Source organism: Rhizobium sp. YTUHZ044 (assembly GCF_051123975.1).
Taxonomy (GTDB): domain Bacteria; phylum Pseudomonadota; class Alphaproteobacteria; order Rhizobiales; family Rhizobiaceae; genus Rhizobium.
The window spans coordinates 1,728,415-1,745,576 of sequence record NZ_CP101426.1; the positions used below are offsets into that span (position 1 = coordinate 1,728,415).

At 60.6% G+C, this 17,162-nt stretch carries 15 protein-coding genes and 5 tRNA genes; 10 read left to right on the forward strand and 10 right to left on the reverse strand.

The features are described from left to right. Window positions 1-117 precede the first annotated feature (117 nt). Window positions 118-876 carry a DsbA family protein gene (locus tag NL154_RS08585; RefSeq protein WP_210631543.1) on the reverse strand — a complete coding sequence of 253 codons (759 nt, stop codon included), beginning with the start codon at window positions 874-876 and terminating at the stop codon, window positions 118-120. 204 nt (window positions 877-1,080) lie between these two features. Between NL154_RS08585 and NL154_RS08590 the strand changes: the two genes are divergently transcribed. Beyond that, window positions 1,081-2,238: a pyridoxal phosphate-dependent aminotransferase gene (locus NL154_RS08590; protein WP_434733900.1), complete on the forward strand. Its 1,158-nt coding sequence runs from the start codon at window positions 1,081-1,083 to the stop codon at window positions 2,236-2,238. Window positions 2,239-2,549: 311 nt separating this feature from the next. On the opposite strand, the gene NL154_RS08595 is transcribed toward NL154_RS08590, so the two are convergent. Together NL154_RS08595 and NL154_RS08600 are read right to left on the reverse strand one after the other, a co-directional pair. After that, a complete protein-coding gene (locus NL154_RS08595; protein ID WP_434733901.1) occupies window positions 2,550-3,887 on the reverse strand; it encodes a tlde1 domain-containing protein in 1,338 nt (445 codons plus the stop codon). A gap of 208 nt (window positions 3,888-4,095) precedes the next feature. After that, window positions 4,096-6,006, reverse strand: a complete 1,911-nt coding sequence (locus tag NL154_RS08600) for a PHA/PHB synthase family protein (RefSeq protein WP_434734160.1) — start codon at window positions 6,004-6,006, stop codon at window positions 4,096-4,098. A gap of 104 nt (window positions 6,007-6,110) precedes the next feature. Here NL154_RS08600 and NL154_RS08605 point away from each other — a divergent pair, with 104 nt between their 5' ends. From NL154_RS08605 to recJ, 5 genes are all read left to right on the forward strand, one after another. Next, window positions 6,111-6,524 carry a hypothetical protein gene (locus NL154_RS08605; RefSeq protein WP_434733902.1) on the forward strand — a complete coding sequence of 138 codons (414 nt, stop codon included), beginning with the start codon at window positions 6,111-6,113 and terminating at the stop codon, window positions 6,522-6,524. A gap of 222 nt (window positions 6,525-6,746) precedes the next feature. Next, the gene (locus NL154_RS08610) at window positions 6,747-7,964 is read left to right on the forward strand and encodes an LL-diaminopimelate aminotransferase (RefSeq protein WP_210631539.1); all 1,218 of its coding nucleotides are present in this window, start codon (window positions 6,747-6,749) and stop codon (window positions 7,962-7,964) included. A 61-nt stretch (window positions 7,965-8,025) separates the two neighbouring features. Beyond that, window positions 8,026-9,351 (forward strand): homoserine dehydrogenase, encoded by a 1,326-nt coding sequence (locus NL154_RS08615; protein WP_221154969.1) that lies wholly within the window; start codon window positions 8,026-8,028, stop codon window positions 9,349-9,351. A gap of 150 nt (window positions 9,352-9,501) precedes the next feature. Continuing rightward, a complete protein-coding gene (locus NL154_RS08620; protein WP_210631537.1) occupies window positions 9,502-9,747 on the forward strand; it encodes a hypothetical protein in 246 nt (81 codons plus the stop codon). Between the two features lie 80 nt (window positions 9,748-9,827). Further along, window positions 9,828-11,630: a single-stranded-DNA-specific exonuclease RecJ gene (recJ, locus tag NL154_RS08625; protein WP_221146555.1), complete on the forward strand. Its 1,803-nt coding sequence runs from the start codon at window positions 9,828-9,830 to the stop codon at window positions 11,628-11,630. Window positions 11,631-11,679: 49 nt separating this feature from the next. Here the strand turns inward: recJ and NL154_RS08630 are convergent. The 5 genes from NL154_RS08630 to gloA all read right to left on the reverse strand — a co-directional run bounded on the left by NL154_RS08630 (window position 11,680) and on the right by gloA (window position 14,030). Then, window positions 11,680-11,754: transfer RNA gene (locus NL154_RS08630), tRNA-Glu, on the reverse strand. 172 nt (window positions 11,755-11,926) lie between these two features. Further along, window positions 11,927-12,001, reverse strand: a tRNA-Glu gene (locus NL154_RS08635). A gap of 75 nt (window positions 12,002-12,076) precedes the next feature. Then, a tRNA-Glu gene (locus tag NL154_RS08640) sits at window positions 12,077-12,151 on the reverse strand. Window positions 12,152-12,346: 195 nt separating this feature from the next. After that, window positions 12,347-13,402 carry a YcbK family protein gene (locus NL154_RS08645; RefSeq protein ID WP_434733903.1) on the reverse strand — a complete coding sequence of 352 codons (1,056 nt, stop codon included), beginning with the start codon at window positions 13,400-13,402 and terminating at the stop codon, window positions 12,347-12,349. A gap of 187 nt (window positions 13,403-13,589) precedes the next feature. Beyond that, the gene (gene gloA / locus NL154_RS08650) at window positions 13,590-14,030 is read right to left on the reverse strand and encodes a lactoylglutathione lyase (protein ID WP_085778026.1); all 441 of its coding nucleotides are present in this window, start codon (window positions 14,028-14,030) and stop codon (window positions 13,590-13,592) included. Between the two features lie 194 nt (window positions 14,031-14,224). Here gloA and NL154_RS08655 point away from each other — a divergent pair, with 194 nt between their 5' ends. Together NL154_RS08655 and NL154_RS08660 are read left to right on the forward strand one after the other, a co-directional pair. Next, the gene (locus tag NL154_RS08655; RefSeq protein ID WP_210631534.1) at window positions 14,225-14,803 is read left to right on the forward strand and encodes a cold-shock protein; all 579 of its coding nucleotides are present in this window, start codon (window positions 14,225-14,227) and stop codon (window positions 14,801-14,803) included. A gap of 1 nt (window position 14,804) precedes the next feature. Further along, window positions 14,805-15,290, forward strand: coding sequence for a DUF192 domain-containing protein (locus tag NL154_RS08660; protein ID WP_210631533.1), 486 nt, complete (start codon window positions 14,805-14,807; stop codon window positions 15,288-15,290). A gap of 65 nt (window positions 15,291-15,355) precedes the next feature. On the opposite strand, the gene NL154_RS08665 is transcribed toward NL154_RS08660, so the two are convergent. Next, window positions 15,356-15,432: transfer RNA gene (locus NL154_RS08665), tRNA-Pro, on the reverse strand. A 650-nt stretch (window positions 15,433-16,082) separates the two neighbouring features. On the opposite strand from NL154_RS08665, the gene NL154_RS08670 reads away from it, so the two are divergent. Together NL154_RS08670 and NL154_RS08675 are read left to right on the forward strand one after the other, a co-directional pair. Further along, complete coding sequence (locus NL154_RS08670; protein WP_008526983.1) at window positions 16,083-16,388, forward strand: ETC complex I subunit; 306 nt, start codon at window positions 16,083-16,085, stop codon at window positions 16,386-16,388. 57 nt (window positions 16,389-16,445) lie between these two features. Further along, a tRNA-Arg gene (locus NL154_RS08675) sits at window positions 16,446-16,522 on the forward strand. Window positions 16,523-16,702: 180 nt separating this feature from the next. Here NL154_RS08675 and NL154_RS08680 read toward each other — a convergent pair. After that, a complete protein-coding gene (locus tag NL154_RS08680; RefSeq protein ID WP_434733904.1) occupies window positions 16,703-17,143 on the reverse strand; it encodes a hypothetical protein in 441 nt (146 codons plus the stop codon). Window positions 17,144-17,162 lie beyond the last annotated feature (19 nt).

Consider the following 17,162-nt stretch of genomic DNA (forward strand, 5'->3'; position numbering starts at 1 on the left):
AGGGCTGAATGAAAGCCCTTACGGGTTGGCCGGCAGGAATCGCGCCACATTTGTCCACATGGCTGCAACGCTTCGATTCTGGCGGTTTGATGAGCGGCCGGTCGGCTGTCTGATTCCTCAGCAGGCGGTCTTGCCGCAGCTGCGCATGTTCTTGACCTTGGCTTCGAGATCGTCGAGCCCGACGGCGCCCGGGACCAGCTCGTTGCCGATGACATAAGAGGGCGTGCCGCTGATGCCGAGACTGGAGGCAAGCTGATAGGTCGCCTGAACGATCCCATCGTTCGGGCTCTTCGCCATCTCGGCACGAATCTTGTCTTCGCTGATGCCGAGAGAGCCTGCGACGGCGATCGCGCTTTCTTCCGAGGCGCGGCCTTCGCTGCTGAGAAGGGCGATATGGAAATCGGCATATTTCGCAGGCGCCAGCCTGCGGAAAGCGTCGGCCACTTTGTGGGCGGCAACCGAATCCGGCCCGAGGATCGGGAATTCCTTGAGCACGAAGCGGACGTTCGTGTCCTTCTTCAGCATCGCCTGCATATCGGGAAGCGCGTGACGGCAGTAGGTGCAATTATAATCGAAGAATTCGACGACGGTCACATCGCCCTTGGGATTGCCGAGCGTGACGTCATCCTTTGAATTGAAGATGTTCGCGGTGTTCTCCTCGATCGCCATATTGGCCTTCACCAGCCGCGCGGCTTCCTGCTTCTTCTGCAGCGCCTCCTGGACGTCGAGCATGATCTCCGGATTTTCGATCAGATATTGCTTGATGAATTCGCCGAACTCCTTCTTCTGCTGATCGTCGAGCGCTGCGGCCGGAAACGGGATCGCGATCGATGCGGCAAGCGCCAGTGCGGTGAAGTTTTTCGGGAAGAAGGCCATGATATCCTCGTCATCGGCGATGTGGTCTTGGTCGAGAAAACCGTCGCCGGGTTATGGACTTGAACGCGTCGCGTCAAGGTACGGTGCGTCGAGTTCTGTTCAAACAGGAATTTTCATCCCTGCACCGCCCTCGCGGGATTGTGATGAGCCGATTAATGCGGCAATTGTCTGGCCAACAGCGAAGAAGCCAAGCGAGAAGCGATCTTGTTTTCCATATCGAAACGCAGCGAAGTCGAGCCTTTTCATGCGATGGATGTGTTGGCGGAGGCGACGAAGCGGCGGGCAGCGGGTCACGCCGTTATCTCGATGGCGGTCGGCCAGCCCTCGCATCCCGCGCCTCGAGCTGCGCTCGAAGCGGCACGCGCCGCCCTTGTCGAAGGCCGGATCGGTTATACGGATGCGCTGGGGATGGCGCGGCTGAAATCCGCACTTGCCTGGCACTACAGGGACCGTCACGGCCTGGAGATCGATCCCAAGCGCATCGCGATAACCACAGGTTCCTCGGCAGGGTTCAATCTTGCCTTTCTGTCGCTTTTCGATGCCGGCGATGCCGTGGCGATCGCGAGACCGGGCTATCCCGCTTATCGCAACATTCTCGGCGCGCTTGGGCTGAAGGTTCTCGAAGTGCCGGTGACGGCCGAGACCCACTTCACCCTGACACCTGAGAGCCTCGAGGCGGCGCAGCAGCAAAGCGGCGTCAGGCTCAAAGGCGTGCTGCTCGCAAGCCCCGCCAACCCGACCGGCACGGTGACCGGCCGTGACGGGTTGAAGGCGCTTGCGGATTACTGCGCGGCCCAATCCATCGCCTTCATCTCGGATGAAATCTATCATGGGCTGACTTTTGCTGGGGAGGAGGCGAGCGCGCTTGAGCTGACCGACGAGGCGATCGTCATCAACTCCTTCTCCAAATATTACTGCATGACTGGCTGGCGAATCGGCTGGATGGTGCTGCCGGAGCGCCTGGTGCGGCCGATCGAGCGGGTGGCGCAGAGCCTCTATATCTCGCCGCCCGAGCTCTCCCAGATTGCAGCGGTGGCCGCGCTTGGCGCAAGCGAAGAGCTTGATCATGTCAAGGCGAGCTACGCCGCAAACCGCGCGCTGCTGCTCGACCGCCTGCCCAGGATCGGCCTTGCGCCCGCTTCGCCGATGGACGGCGCCTTCTACGCCTATATCGATGTTTCGCGCTTCACCAATGACAGCATGGGTTTTGCCAAACGCATGCTCGCAGAAATCAACGTCGCGGCGACGCCGGGCCTGGATTTCGATCCGCTGGAGGGACATCGAACATTGCGTCTCTCCTATGCGGGTTCGCAAGGCGAGATCGCCGAGGCGGTGGAGCGGATAGCAGTCTGGCTGAAGTAGGGCTGCGGGGGCAAGCGGCTGCTTGCCCACCTGCTCCCAGAGCTTTTCCGGGTTAGATTGAAGCATTCTGCCGGAGCAGGTTTTCGTCAGGGCAAAGGCGATTGGCGGCGGGCATACCCCAGGTACGTCCGAGCCGATCGCCTTTGATCCTGGCGGAAGCATGCCCGGCCCTTCGGGTTGGCTGAAACGGGCCGGCTGATCGACCGGCCGGCTTGGCCGTAGAACTGGGCTACGACGCGCGCCGGCCGGTCGACCATCCGACTCCGTTTGAGCCAACAGAATGATTCAATCTAACCCGGAAAAGCTCTAAACTAGCTGCGCGACGAAAACAGCGAGGCGAGCGTCGAGGCGGGCTTGTTGTTCAGCCGCGGCACCACCACGAGCTGCTTGATCTCGCCGCGTTTGTAAGCGGCCAGAAAGCGCTTGTAATCCTTGAAGGAAACGCAGCCGTTGGAATCGCCGTTCTTGCCGAGCATATAGGTGTGGGCGAGCAGGCCGACGCGGTCGAAGATGGCGTCCGAGCCTTCCACCGGTGTCAAACGCAGCGCTTCGACACCGTGAAAGAGGGCCTCGCGCATCGTGAGGACATAGGTGTGCGGCGGCGTCGGTCCGCGCATCTTCTTATCCACGTAGCGCGGGTTGTCGCGCATCTTTCCGAGACCGGAATGAGCCTCCAGCCGTTCGCCGTTCGGCAGGTAGACGGTGCTGTTTTCGATGTCGTAGATCGCGACGCCTGCCCGCAGTTTCGGCGAGAAGACCGGCTTGTCGTAGCGCGGCACGGCATCGTCCTCATCGTCCACGATCGGCGAGTTCGGCTGGGCATAGGCCAGGGCCGGCCCAGCTGAGCGCTGCGCACCCTTGGCGGCCGGCGCCGGTTTGCCGATGAGTCCGTCCGGACGCGCCATCGGCAACGGCACGGAACCTGCGTCGGGCGACAGGACGAGATCGAAGGGTTGATCCTCTGCCGTTGCGACCACCACCGGTGCTGATTCCGTTGCAGGAACTGAGGCGGTCCTGACAGGAGACGCGATCGGCTCGATCGGGGCCGGCGCGATCTGCCGGGGGTCTGCATCGGCAAGCACCAGCATCGCCTGGAGTTGGGCTGCGGCGACGGCCTCCTTCGACGGGACGATGATCCGGTTGCTGTCGTCTTCTTCAATCTCTGCCGAGGCGAGTTCGACCGGCGGCAGCGCGATCGCATCATCCTTGCGGAACTTGGCACTGTCGGAAATCGCGGCGACGACCGGTTGCTCGGCGGCCGTGACGAGCCGCTTGCTTTTCGCAAGAGCTGCCAATGCCGTTGCGGCGGCGGCAGTCTTTTCGGCGTGAGACTGGATGAGGCTTGCCGTCAGCGGCATCTTCGGCTTTGCGTCGAAGGCTGTCAGCCGGTCACCCTTGCCGACATGGATCAACCGCTCAAGGCGAGCTGACGGCGCCACCTTTGGGGCGGCCCCGATCTGTGCCAGCCGATCGGGTGGAGAAAAGGGCGTGGCCACCGAATGCATCGTTGCCAAGGTCGCGATCAGCCATGTTGAGGTTAAAAGCCCGGCGCCGACGACACCGTAAAGAAAACCGCGAGATCTGCGCGAACGCAAAGCAGATCCGCCAAGAGGGGCGACGTTATCCAACGTCCCTACCGCAAACGCCATACTACACTCGTCTTTCAAACTCGCTACGCAGGCCGGCGGCACTGACTGACTAAAACTTCGCCGGGGCCGGTAAGGGCGCAAAGGGGCCGAATTTAGGCCGCCCGCGACTTCCGACTGTTTCGCGAGGATGACGAATTATGGTTTCTAATTTGTTTACGCGATATCGCTGTTTCTTGGGATGTCCCAAAAAGAGATGCCTGCCGGCGTCTCAGGTGCGTTCCATCACATAACTTCCCGGTGCTTCTTCGATCGCGTTCAGCGCATCGCCGCCGGGTTTGCGCGCCGCAACGCGTCTGCCGTCCTGCGTCTCGATCCACGCCTGCCAATGCGGCCACCACGATCCCGGCGTCTCGGTGGCCCGCTCGAGCCAGGTCTCATAGTCGCCCTTGGCCGGGCCGCCCGTCCAGAACTGGTATTTCTTCTTGTCGGGCGGGTTGACGACACCGGCAATATGTCCCGAGCCGGTGACGACGAATTCCACCTTGCCGCCGAAGAACTGGCTGCCGAGGAAGACCGATTTTGCGGGCGCGATGTGGTCCTCGCGTGTGGCGAGATTATAGATTGGGATCTTCACATCCTTCAGCGATACGCGCTTGCCGTCGAGGATCATCTCGTTCTGCGTCAACGCATTGCGCAGATAGCAGTTTCGCAGGTAGAAGGCGTGGTTTGCCGCCGCCATGCGCGTCGAATCGGCGTTCCAGAACAAGAGGTCGAAGGGCAGGGGCTCCTGGCCCTTGAGATAGCTGTTGACGAAATAAGGCCAGATCAGCTCGGAAGCGCGCAGCATGTTGAAGGCCATCGACATCTTCGTGCCGTCGAGATAGCCGGTCGCCTTCATATGCTCTTCGAGCGCGGCAAGCTGCTCCTCGTCGACGAAGACCTTGAGATCGCCGGCATGGGTGAAATCAACCTGAGTGGTGAAGAGCGTCGCGGTCTTGATGCGCCGGTTTTTCTCCTTGGCGTGCAGCGCCAGTGTCGCGGCCAAAAGCGTGCCGCCGACGCAGTAGCCGACGGCATTGACGTCCTTCTCGCCGGTCGCCTTCTCGATCGTCTCGAGCGCGAAATCGACGCCCTCGCGGGCATAGGCCCCCCAGTCCTTCTCGGCGTGACGCGCATCCGGATTGACCCAGGATATGACGAAAACGGTCTGGCCCTGGTCTACGCACCATTTGATGAAGGATTTCTGCGGGTTGAGGTCGAGAATATAGAACTTGTTGATCCAGGGCGGGCAGATCAGGAGTGGCCGCTTCAGCACGGTTTCGGTCGAGGCTTCGTACTGGATGATCTGGCAGATATCGTTCTGGGCGATGACTTTTCCCGGGGTCAGCGCCATGTCGCGGCCAACGGCGAATTTCGTCATGTCGGTCTGTCGAAGGCGAAGCTCGCCGTTCCCGGCAGCGATGTCCTCGGCGAGCATCTTCATGCCGCGCACCAGGTTTTCGCCGTTGCTTGCGATCGTCTCGCGGTAAAGCTGCGGGTTGGTAGCGATGAAGTTGCTCGGCGAAAGCGCTGCCGTGATCTGCTTCACGTAGAATCCGGCCTTGTGCTTGGTGTGCTCGTCGAGGCCGTCGGTCTCCGACACCAGCTTGTCAACCCAATCGCTCGTGACGAAATAGACCTGGCGGAGGAAATCGAAGAACGGATTTTTCTGCCAATCCTCGTCGGAAAAGCGTTTGTCCTTGCGGGTGTCGGGCTCGGGCGGCAGGGGCTCGCCCTGCATCCCGCGCGTGCCCTGCACGCGCTGCATCGAGCGCATCCAGATGCCGAAGAAGGACGACATCAGCTGAGTCTGCGCCTCGAAGGTGCGGCGGGGATCGGAAATCCAGTATTCGGTGACCTTGGAAAGCGTCTTGACCATGTCGGTCATGGGATCGATGGCGGTTTCGGTGATCTCGCCGCGTTCGCGCGGCGCAAGCCAGGCCGAGGCGGCCTGACCGAGATTTTCGAGCGCCCGGGCGAAATTCATCGCCATGGTCTCGGGATCCTTCAGCAGATAGGGTTCGAGATCGGTCGCGTCGTAACCGGTCTTGTCGCCATTCTTCTGGCCGCCACGCTCCTGCTTGCTGTCGGTCACCATTTCCTCCGGCGGCAGCACTCTTTTTATCCGTTTGTTGTACATCGTGACCGAACGAGAAAACAAGTTCCACCCGCATCGGCTCGTGCTATTGCTTTGTGGCTGCGACAAATTTAACAGTCGAGGCAATCAGAACTGGATTTTGAGGCATGATCAAGAACGGCATTCGGCGCATCGCAACCTTCAACCGCATCGCATTGATCTGCGCCGCGGCGGCGATGACCCTTGCCGGATGCAATCTGACGGCGGAGGAAAAAGCCGCAGCCGCCGCCAAGCGAGCGGCGCCGACCGCCGTCGTCATGCCGGCAACCAAGGGCGAGGCGGTCGAGGGCGGTCTGACGAAATCACCGGACGGCTATCCGAATTTCGGCGCGCCGCTGACGGCGGCCAATGTCCAGATGAGCGACGAGCAGGCGGCCGAACTGCAGCATCAGTTGACCGCGCTTACCGCCCGGCGCAAGGCCGGCGCGATCTCGGAAGCCGAATATCAGGCCAAGGTCGCTGAAATGCGCCGCCTGGCTGCCGAGCACGGCGCGCAGACGCTCTCCGAAATCTCCAAATAAATCTTGCCTTTCAGGCAATTTGGACGCAAAGCCTTCCGGATGGATCGGAAGATGCGATTTTCCCGATAATGCGTGGTTGTGCGGCCTTTCCGTCAAAGATTTGCCGCTTGGCTTGGGTCTGATGAATACGGCGCTGCGATTGTGAAGTTCGTGTCGCAGCCGCCGGAAGACGGAACGAACTTCGACCGCGGCTTAAAATGCCGCCTTTCCATGGGGAATGAAATGGAAGAGTTTCACAAAGTCCGGCGTTTGCCGCCTTATGTTTTCGAACAGGTCAACCGTTTGAAAGCAAGCGCGCGAGCGGGCGGCGCCGATATCATCGATCTCGGCATGGGAAACCCTGACCTTCCGACTCCCCAGGCGATCGTCGACAAGCTGTGCGAGGTCGTACAGGATCCGCGCACGCACCGTTACTCCTCGTCCAAGGGCATACCGGGCCTGCGCCGTGCCCAGGCCGCCTATTATGCCCGCCGTTTCGGGGTCAAGCTCAACCCGGATACCCAGGTGGTCGCCACCCTCGGCTCCAAGGAAGGCTTCGCCAATATGGCGCAGGCGATCACCGCGCCCGGCGATGTCATCCTTTGCCCGAATCCCACCTATCCGATCCACGCCTTCGGCTTCCTGATGGCCGGTGGCGTGATCCGCTCGATGTCGGTTGAGCCGGACGAGACCTTCTTTCCGCCGCTTGAGCGCGCTGTCCGGCATTCGATCCCGAAGCCCCTGGCGCTGATCCTCAACTATCCCTCGAACCCGACGGCCTTTGTCGCGACGCTCGATTTCTACAAGGACGTCGTCGCCTTCGCCAAGAAGCACGACATCATCGTGCTGTCCGACCTTGCCTATTCGGAGATTTATTTCGACGACACGCCGCCGCCGTCGGTTCTCGAAGTGCCGGGCGCAATGGATGTGACGGTCGAATTCACCTCGATGTCGAAGACGTTTTCCATGCCCGGCTGGCGCATGGGCTTTGCCGTCGGCAACGAGCGGCTGATCGCTGCGCTCACCCGCGTCAAATCCTACCTCGATTACGGCGCCTTCACGCCGATTCAGGTGGCGGCGACGCATGCCCTGAACGGCGACGGCTCCGACATTGCCGAAGTTCGCAACGTCTATAAGCGCCGCCGCGACGTCATGGTCGAAAGCTTCGGCAAGGCCGGCTTCGAAGTGCCGCCCCCGGCAGCCACCATGTTCGCCTGGGCGAAGATCCCGGAAAAGTTCCGTCATCTCGGTTCGCTTGAGTTCTCCAAGCTGCTGGTCGAGAAGGCCGACGTCGCCGTTGCTCCGGGCATCGGCTTTGGCGAGATGGGCGACGACTATGTCCGTCTGGCGCTTGTCGAGAATGAACACCGCATCCGTCAGGCTGCGCGCAACATCAAGAAGTTCATGTCGACGGCAGACGAGACGATGCATAACGTCATCTCGCTCAACGCCCACCGTTAATTCCAACTCTTGGGCAGCCGCGTTCGGCGGCTGCCGCCACAGGACATTTCAGGATCGATCCATGGCAGATGCCCTCAAAATCGGCATTGCGGGCTTAGGCACCGTTGGCGCCTCGCTTGTCCGCATCATTCAGCAGAAGAGCAATGAGCTTGCCGTCACCTGCGGGCGTCCGATTACGATCACCGCAGTTTCCGCGCGCGACAAGACGCGGGATCGAGGCGTCGATCTTTCCGGCGTCACCTGGTTCGATCGGCCCGAGGATCTGGCCGAAAAGGGTGATATCGACGTCTTCGTCGAGCTGATGGGCGGCGCCGAAGGGGCTGCCAACGTCTCGGTGCGCGCCGCACTTCAGCGTGGTCTCCATGTGGTGACAGCCAACAAGGCGCTGCTCGCCTATCACGGCGTCGAGCTTGCGACGATCGCGGAAGAGAAGGGCTCGCTGTTGAATTTCGAGGCGGCGGTCGCCGGTGGCATCCCCGTCATCAAGGCGCTGCGCGAATCGCTGACGGGCAACGCCGTCTCGCGCATCTACGGCATCATGAACGGCACCTGCAATTACATCCTGACCAAGATGGAGAAGGAGGGGCTTTCCTTCGCCGAATGCCTCAAGGAGGCGCAGCGGCTGGGTTATGCCGAAGCCGACCCCGCCTTCGACATCGAGGGCAACGATACCGCCCACAAGCTCGCTATTCTGACGACGCTTGCCTTCGGCAATCGCATCGCGGCCGACGACATCTATCTCGAAGGCATCACCAATATCTCGATCGAGGACATCCACGCCGCCGCCGAGCTCGGTTATCGCATCAAGCTGCTCGGCGTCGCCCAGCGCACGGAGACCGGCATCGAGCAGCGTGTGCATCCAACCATGGTGCCGGTCGATTCGGTCATCGCCCAGGTCGACGGCGTCACCAATGCGGTGGCAATTGAATCCGACGTACTCGGCGAACTGCTGATGGTCGGCCCCGGCGCTGGCGGCAAAGCGACGGCTTCGTCCGTGCTCGGCGATATCGCCGATATCGCCAAGAGCCAGCCGGGCGCTCAGCGCGTGCCGGTGCTTGGCCATCCCGCAAAGGCGCTGGAGCCTTACCGCAAGGCGCAGATGCAGAGCCACGAGGGCGGATATTTCATCCGCCTGACTGTGCTCGACCGCACCGGCGTCTTTGCAAGCGTCGCCACCCGCATGGCGGAAAACCACATCTCGCTCGAATCGATCGTCCAGCGCTCCACGCAGCACCTGGCCCCATCGCATCACCAGACGATCATCCTCGTCACCCATGCGACGATGGAGGAATCCGTGCGCAAGGCGGTCGCCTCGATAAAGTCGGAAGGTTATCTCTTCGGCGAGCCGCAGGTGATTCGCATCGAACGGCCGAAAGAAGAAGCTTAAGCATTTCTGCTGGGCACATGAGCCGCTCTGTCTCTGGCAGGGCGGCTTTTTCGATTCGTTCAGTCTCCCTGACGGAAGTTATATTACCAAATGCCGAAATATTGATATAAATAAAACCATAGATGGTGAGTCGTCGGCGTGGAGTATTTCATGAGCAAGGACAGCCACGCCGGAAAAGAGCATGGCAGCCCGAGCAAGGTGCCGCCAGCCCGCCCTGATATGTTTGCAGACATCCTCAAGCCGGTGATCCCTGACATTCGTGACGAGAGCCATGACGAGGCCCTTGACGATGAACACACGGAAGGCCGCAACTGGGCTATCCTGCTGACGCTGTTTTCGGTTCTGCTGGTGCAGATCGGCGGCATCGCCGTGATCGTCTGGCTGATCTTCTGGTAAAAATCCGTGTCTGCAAATCCATCGCTATGTTATCTCCGCTGCTCCTGTAGAAAGAACAGATGAAGTCAGCGGAGTTGGGCATGGCAGATCTCGTCGATCCGGTACAGCGCGCGTTTCTCGGCGTGGAGAAATCCGCGCTCGACAATCGCTGGGTTGCAAGACTCGATCAGGCAGGCCAGAACCGGGCGCTGGCCATGGCGCAGGTTCATGGGCTGCCGGATCTGATCGCCCGTGTTCTCGCAGGACGCGGCGTTCCGGTGGACGAAGCGATCGAATTCCTCGATCCGACGATCCGCAGCCTGATGCCTGATCCTCACACGCTGACCGATTGCGAGAAGGCGGCAACCCGCCTCGTGCGTGCGATCGAGCGCGGCGAGAGCGTGGCGATTTTCGGCGACTACGACGTCGACGGCGCCGCCTCCTCGGCGCTGATGTTCCGCTTTCTCAATCATTTCGGCGTCAAGGCAAACATTTACATTCCCGACCGCATCTTTGAAGGTTACGGCCCCAATCCGGCGGCGATCAACCAGCTGATCGACAACGGCGCCCGGCTGATCGTCACCGTCGATTGCGGCTCCACCAGTCACGAGGCGCTTGCGGCCGCCGCCGCGCGCAACATCGATGTCGTCGTCATCGATCACCACCAGGTGACACATGAACTGCCGCCCTGCCATGCACTCGTCAATCCGAACCGTGAAGACGATCTGTCGGGGCAGGGGCATCTTTGCGCAGCCGGCGTCGTCTTCATGGTGCTGGTCGCGACATTGCGGCTGCTGCGCGCGGCCGGCAACAAACGCATCCTGGCGCTCGACCTGCTGCAATGGCTTGATATCGTGGCGTTGGCGACGGTCTGCGATGTCGTGCCGCTGAAGGGCCTCAACCGCGCCTATGTGGTGAAGGGGCTGGTCGCTGCCCGGCACCAGAGCAATGCCGGGCTTGCCGCGCTCTTCCGCAAGGCGGGGCTCGCGGGCCCCGTGACGCCTTATCATTTCGGCTTTCTGATCGGCCCGCGTATCAACGCCGGCGGACGGATTGGTGACGCCGCACTCGGAAGCCGCCTGCTGACGCTCGATGATGCCGGTGAGGCGGAAATGATCGCGCAGCGCCTCGATGAGCTCAATCGCGAACGCCAGGCGATGGAGGCGATGATGCTGCAGGAGGCGGAAGCCGAGGCGCTTGCCGAATATGGCGACGGCGAGGGCGCCTCCGTCATCGTCACCGCCCATGAGAAGTGGCATCCGGGCATCGTCGGGCTTATCGCCGCGCGGCTGAAGGAGAAATTCAAGCGGCCCGCCTTCGCGATCGCTTTCGATCCTTCCGGCCGCGGCACCGGCTCGGGCCGCTCCATCAATGGTTTCGACATGGGCAGGATGGTGCGGGCTGCGGTCGAGGAGGGCATCCTCGTCAAGGGCGGCGGCCATGCCATGGCGGCTGGCCTGACGGTCGAGCGCGCCGATCTCGGCAGGTTGAGGACCTTCTTCACCGAGAAGGCCGCAAGGACGGTGGCGAGTCTCGTCGCCAACGAGACGCTGAAGATAGACGGTGCGATCGGCGCGAGCGGCGCCACGCTTGAACTCATCGACCGTCTGGAAGCCGCTGGCCCCTATGGCTCCGGCCACGCCCAGCCGCTCTTTGCCGTACCGGCGCATCGGGTGCGAGACGCGCGCCTTGTCGGCGAGAAACATGTGAAGGTGACGCTGGAGGCGATGGACGGTTCGCGGCTCGATGGAATCGCCTTTCGCGCCGCCGACACCGGCCTCGGCGATCTTCTCATCAATTCACGCGGCGCGAACCTCCATGTCGCAGGCTCGCTCGGCGCCGAACATTACCAAGGCGCACGCCGCATTCAGCTGCGCATCTGCGACGCGGCGCCGGCAAGATAGAATGGTTGAGAAAAAACGCTGTCGGATGAGCGAATATAAGGAAGTAGAGTGGCACGCCCTAGGGGAGTCGAACCCCTCTTCCCAGAATGAAAATCTGGTGTCCTAACCGATAGACGAAGGGCGCTTCCTTCGTGGTGGCGCCCTTATAGTCAGCAGCTTCGAAAGCCGCAAGCGCCAAGGCGCGAAAAAATCACAGTTTTCGCCGATTTTTTTGGGCTGTGGAAAACCGTGGCGCTGCGAGGCCTGATAGCTGGAAATATCGATGCGACGGGTGGTGGCGACAATCACAAGCTCAATGGTACGCCCTAGGGGAGTCGAACCCCTCTTTACAGAATGAGAATCTGTCGTCCTAACCGATAGACGAAGGGCGCAGGCCAGCCTCGTTAAAATAGGCGTGTGCGCCGGCTTCTGCAAGCGGATGCGATGGCTTCTATATGGAGAGAAAGTGGCACGCCCTAGGGGAGTCGAACCCCTCTTCCCAGAATGAAAATCTGGTGTCCTAACCGATAGACGAAGGGCGCTTCCTTCGTGGTGGCGCCCTTATAATCAGCACCTTCGTATGCCGCAAGCGGCAAATTCGATTTTCTTCAAAAAAATGACAGATATTTTCGCGGCGGAGTCATTTGAGATTACCTGTGTCGAATCAACGGCTTGCGCAGCTTGCCAGAAGCGCATGAAACTCAGTTGACGTAAGGTCAGGGGGCAGACTTGCGATATCAGATCGCCCTTGCGGTGGTCACCGGTGCCTGTTTGCCACCGCAGCCCCAGTTCCAGTCGCGGGTCTTGCCGGTGTCGAGGTGGACCGAGTCGGTGTGGCAATAGGTGCCGACGCCGCCGCGATCGGGCAAGGAGCGGATATAAGCGGCGATATCCCATTTGGATACGCCGTCGATCTGAATGTCCGCCGCCTCACAGTTCTTGTGCATCGATTCGTCGGCGCCGCCAACGAGGCGGTTATGTTCTTCGTCGCGATAGCCGGATGTGACGATCACAGGCCGGCCGAAATGGTTCTCGACGGTCTTGATCACTTTCAGCAGGTTCGGCTTGAAGCAGCCGACCTCGACATGATCGTTCTGGACGTGCAGCCCGTTCGGCGCAACGCGCGTCATGCCGGGCAGGGCGGCTTTGTGCAGGAGGCCGGAAAGACTGCCGAGCAGGTTCTGCTTCGGTGCGCTGTAAAGCGCGTTTGTCGTCGAGGCCGGGATAGCGCCCGTCGCCAGCGAGGCTGTTTGTCCGAGTGCAGGCTTCGTGTCGGAATTTTCTGACGATTGCTGCGGCAGCACCGGTGCTGCCGGCTGTGAGGGGATGATCGGCTGGCTGTAGACGCTGCTTTTTGCGGGTGCCACTCCGTCCGTCGGCGCATAGGCTTGCGGCTGAATGACGGTGGACGTGCTGTTGTTTTGCGGCGGCGGCTGGTGATCCGAAAAGATGCTCATCGCCTGCGCGTTGATCCGTGTCGACTGCATGACGAGCCCGCCTATATTGGCAGGCGCCGCCATTGCCGGATCGGCCGGCGGGACGGCGGCACTCGCATCCCCTGCCACGACCTGTGGCGCGGCCTGGGCGCCGGAGACATTGACGAGCCGGGGGTCGGAATAGACTGAGCGCGGGGCAGATTTCACGGGCGCCGTTGCGCCAAGCTGTGGCGCTGCGGCCGCCGTCGCCGGAACCGCCGGAACGGCCGCGGCGGAATCGAGCGCCTTCTTGCTCGATACGCAGCCCGAGACCGCCAGCATCGAGGTGGCGATCAGCAATGCGCCGGTAATGGGCATCCGCGTCTCAATATTACGCAAGCAATCAGTCTCCGGTTGATGCGGAAAACGGCGAAATATCGCCATCCTCCGCTTCGAGTCATCGGGAGATTGCCTAAGGGGCCGGGTCGCGGCAAGCGCCAAGGCGCCGGTCGGACCCGAAATCGCAAAAGCCGCAAGCTTCGCAAAAGCCTTGCGGCCAAAACCCTTACCAGGCGCCGGTATTGCCCATCGAAGCCCAGGGTTCGGCGGCCGGAAGCGGGCTTCCCTTCTGCAGAATTTCGATCGAAATGCCGTCGGGCGAGCGCACGAAGGCCATGTTGCCGTCGCGCGGCGGCCGGTTGATGGTAATGCCGTTATCCATCAGCTTTTGGCAGATCGCGTAAATATCATCCACCTCATAGGCGAGGTGGCCGAAATTGCGTCCTCCGCTATAATCCTCCGTATCCCAGTTGTAGGTAAGCTCGAGGCAGGGGGCTTTTTCGCTGCGCGCACGGTCGAGATCGTCGCGAGCGGCCAGGAAAACCAGGGTAAAGCGGCCCTTCTCGTTTTCGTGACGGCGAATCTCCTCCAGTCCGAACAGCGTGGTATAGAAGGCGAGCGAAGCGTCCAGATCTTTGACGCGAACCATCGTATGAAGATAACGCATTCTATCTACTCCTTTATAGGGGCTGGCCTTTTTGGCGAGCCGAGGTCAGCTTCGGGCAAGTCATCTTTATAAAATGTGCAGCTGGGAATAACCGAAAACTAGGACTTGCGCTTATCCGTTACCAAGATGTTAATCTTGATTTCAAGAATCAGTTAACCGTAACAGTGTGACGCGTATTCGAGGGGCTGGCGATAATGGCTGATAGGATTTCATCGAACGCATACACCGATGTCGACGAGCTGTCGTCAGAAGCGGTCGATCTTGTCGAAATCACCGGTGTCGTCAAGTGGTTCGACGTCGCCAAGGGCTTCGGCTTCATCGTGCCTGATAACGGCATGCAGGATGTTCTCCTGCACGTGACCTGCCTGCGCCGCGACGGCTACCAGACGATCCTCGAGGGAACGCGCATCGTCGCCCTTATCCAGCGTCGCGAGCGCGGCTACCAGGCCTTCAAGATCCTTTCGATGGATCAGTCGACCGCCATTCATCCCTCGCAGCTGCCGCCGGTGCGCACCCACGTACAGGTCACCGCGACGAGCGGGCTCGAGCGCGCGCTCGTCAAGTGGTTCAATCGCACCAAGGGCTTCGGCTTCCTCACGCGCGGTGAGGGCACCGAAGACATTTTTGTGCACATGGAAACGCTGCGCCGCTTTGGACTGACGGAGTTGCGCCCTGGCCAGGTCGTCCTCGTCCGCTTCGGCGACGGCGAAAAGGGCCTGATGGCCGCAGAGATCCATCCCGACGTTCCGAGCCCGGCAAGCCGGTCGCACTGAAATGCGCGGCATCGTCCTGTTTCATGCGATCAGAAGCGCCGTCATGGCGCTTTTTTTCTTGGTCGCCCTGCCGGCTTTGGCCGACGAGGAGATGCGGTTCGACAAGGAGCCGCTGCTCATCCAGACAGCCGCGGGCAAGATGCTGCATTTCACCGTCGAGGTCGCCGCCACTGGCGATCAGCGCGCCCGCGGGCTGATGTTTCGCAAGTCAATGGCCGATGACGCCGGCATGATTTTCGACTTCGGTCAAACCCGGCGCGTCGCCATGTGGATGGAGAACACCATCCTGCCGCTCGACATGCTCTTTGCCGACGACACCGGCACGATCCGTCACATCAAGGAAAACGCAAAACCCTATTCACGCGACATCATCGATTCGATGGGCCCGGTGAAATACGTCGTCGAACTCAATGCCGGCATCGTCGGCAAATTCGGAATCAAGCCAGGCGACAGAATCGTGAGCGCCACGACGACGAAGGCGAAGTGACGGGCGCGTAGTCGCGAGCGCACCAGCTACGATGCGCCTATCAAGGAATTCGCTGGGATATTGAATGGTCGGAGTGGAGAGATTCGAACTCCCGACCCTCTGGTCCCAAACCAGATGCGCTACCAGACTGCGCTACACTCCGTGCCGTGATTGGCAGCGGGAATACACGGTTCACTTCACCGTCGCAACCCATAAATCCAGTCGTGGCCTGAGATTTCTCACCAGGCCTGTGGACGCAAGAGAAAATCTCGTTCGGGCGTCAATTTATCTGTTGAGCGAATTGGACTCAGAGCGACCGGCCTCAACCGCGGGCGATCAGGCCGATATATTGGGCATAGCTGATCACGACATAGAAGAAAGCGGTGATGACAGCTCCTATCATAATGGCATTGAACTCTGCCGAACGTCTCATGATGCGTGCAATCCACTGAAACCGATTGAGCCGCAACCTAGTGCCGGTGGCTGGCTGCGGCAATCAGGTTGTGATCACAACATGAGACAATTGGTAATATTGCGCAACTGCCCGGAATTCCTGTAGTTTTGACTGGGATGGCAAAGCGACATGAGGGAAGAATGTGCTGAGCCGCCTTCCCCAACACATTGGCGCATCGTCGGTGTGGCTGTGGCTACGGCGTCGCGATCCGCTTTTTTCTTGAAAAAACGGGGATTCGCGGATAAGCAAAATTCATCTCTTCGCGTTGTCGCTGACGACGAAGCAAAGGCCCGGCAACGGGATTGAGACCATGAAAGGCGGGGCGCGCTATCCCCCGCATATTCGGAGATGCCGCAGTCATGTCTGCCAAGATCTATCGTCCTGCTAAGACCGCCATGCAGTCCGGCAAGGCCAAGACCCACCTCTGGGTGCTTGAATTCGATCAGGAGTCGCCGCGCAAGATCGATCCGATCATGGGCTACACGTCCTCGGGCGATATGCGCCAGCAGGTAAAACTCACCTTCGAAACGCAGGCGCTCGCCGAAGCCTACGCCCAGCGCAACGGCATCGAATACCGAGTCATCGCGCCGAAGGACCCGGCCCGTCAGGTGGTGGCCTATCCGGATAATTTCCGCTATACCCGCACGCAACCCTGGACGCATTGAGAATTCTCGTCCACATATGCTGCATTCGGCCGCGCCTCTTGGGCGCGGCCGGCAGTGGGCCCCTTAGCTCAGCTGGATAGAGCACCTGCCTTCTAAGCAGGTTGTCGCAGGTTCGATTCCTGCAGGGGTCGCCATCAATTTTCTACGGGATTGTTTTTGTTTCGCTTTCCGGCGTGAACCCCTCATCGGGTCTAGATTGAGGGGTTAGGCTGTTCTCATTCAGTTTCGCAGCGCCCGAAATAGCTAACCTCTTTTTATCGGCCTTGCGCGTGTAGTGGTTGGCCATGGCATCGCTTCGCCAGCCAAATCGCGCCTCAGTTCGCTGTTGCTATTGCCGCTTTCGGCCAGCAGCTGGGCAAGCGTTTTCCTAGGCCGTGCGCCCGGCCTTCCACTTCTGCCTCGGCGCACATGTCCCCGAACCAGTTCCCAAATGCGGCCGCGCTCCTGAACGGCCGGCCGTGAACTGGCGTGACCAGGTAAGCGAGGTGATCAGTTTTCGTCACCTCGAGCACCGCCTCCAGATCCGGGTGCATCGGGATATAAACCCACTCGTCGTTCTTGCCGACGCGATACTCGATCACGTCGCCCTTGATGTGTTGCGGGCCGATTCGGAAGATGTCCGACCGACGAGGGCCGGTGAAAAGCAGCATGTCCCTGGCGAGCCGCGCCTGCGAGCCTTCGGGGTGGGTGGCATAGAACTTTTCGACGTCGGCTGCTTCCCAAGGCTTGAAGCCATCGGTTTTCGCCTTCGGCATCTTCACGTCGCGGGCTGGG

Excerpts from the sequence above, each read along its gene's own strand:
- NL154_RS08595 (WP_434733901.1), bottom strand. The coding sequence starts at position 3,887 with ATGGCGTTTGCGGTAGGGACGTTGGATAACGTCGCCCCTCTTGGCGGA.
- NL154_RS08655 (WP_210631534.1), top strand. The coding sequence starts at position 14,225 with ATGGCTGATAGGATTTCATCGAACGCATACACCGATGTCGACGAGCTG.
- recJ (WP_221146555.1), top strand. The coding sequence starts at position 9,828 with ATGGCAGATCTCGTCGATCCGGTACAGCGCGCGTTTCTCGGCGTGGAG.
- NL154_RS08660 (WP_210631533.1), top strand. The coding sequence starts at position 14,805 with ATGCGCGGCATCGTCCTGTTTCATGCGATCAGAAGCGCCGTCATGGCG.
- gloA (WP_085778026.1), bottom strand. The coding sequence starts at position 14,030 with ATGCGTTATCTTCATACGATGGTTCGCGTCAAAGATCTGGACGCTTCG.
- NL154_RS08605 (WP_434733902.1), top strand. The coding sequence starts at position 6,111 with ATGATCAAGAACGGCATTCGGCGCATCGCAACCTTCAACCGCATCGCA.
- NL154_RS08620 (WP_210631537.1), top strand. The coding sequence starts at position 9,502 with ATGAGCAAGGACAGCCACGCCGGAAAAGAGCATGGCAGCCCGAGCAAG.
- NL154_RS08600 (WP_434734160.1), bottom strand. The coding sequence starts at position 6,006 with ATGTACAACAAACGGATAAAAAGAGTGCTGCCGCCGGAGGAAATGGTG.
- NL154_RS08610 (WP_210631539.1), top strand. The coding sequence starts at position 6,747 with ATGGAAGAGTTTCACAAAGTCCGGCGTTTGCCGCCTTATGTTTTCGAA.
- NL154_RS08585 (WP_210631543.1), bottom strand. The coding sequence starts at position 876 with ATGGCCTTCTTCCCGAAAAACTTCACCGCACTGGCGCTTGCCGCATCG.
- NL154_RS08680 (WP_434733904.1), bottom strand. The coding sequence starts at position 17,143 with ATGCCGAAGGCGAAAACCGATGGCTTCAAGCCTTGGGAAGCAGCCGAC.
- NL154_RS08645 (WP_434733903.1), bottom strand. The coding sequence starts at position 13,402 with ATGCCCATTACCGGCGCATTGCTGATCGCCACCTCGATGCTGGCGGTC.
- NL154_RS08670 (WP_008526983.1), top strand. The coding sequence starts at position 16,083 with ATGTCTGCCAAGATCTATCGTCCTGCTAAGACCGCCATGCAGTCCGGC.
- NL154_RS08615 (WP_221154969.1), top strand. The coding sequence starts at position 8,026 with ATGGCAGATGCCCTCAAAATCGGCATTGCGGGCTTAGGCACCGTTGGC.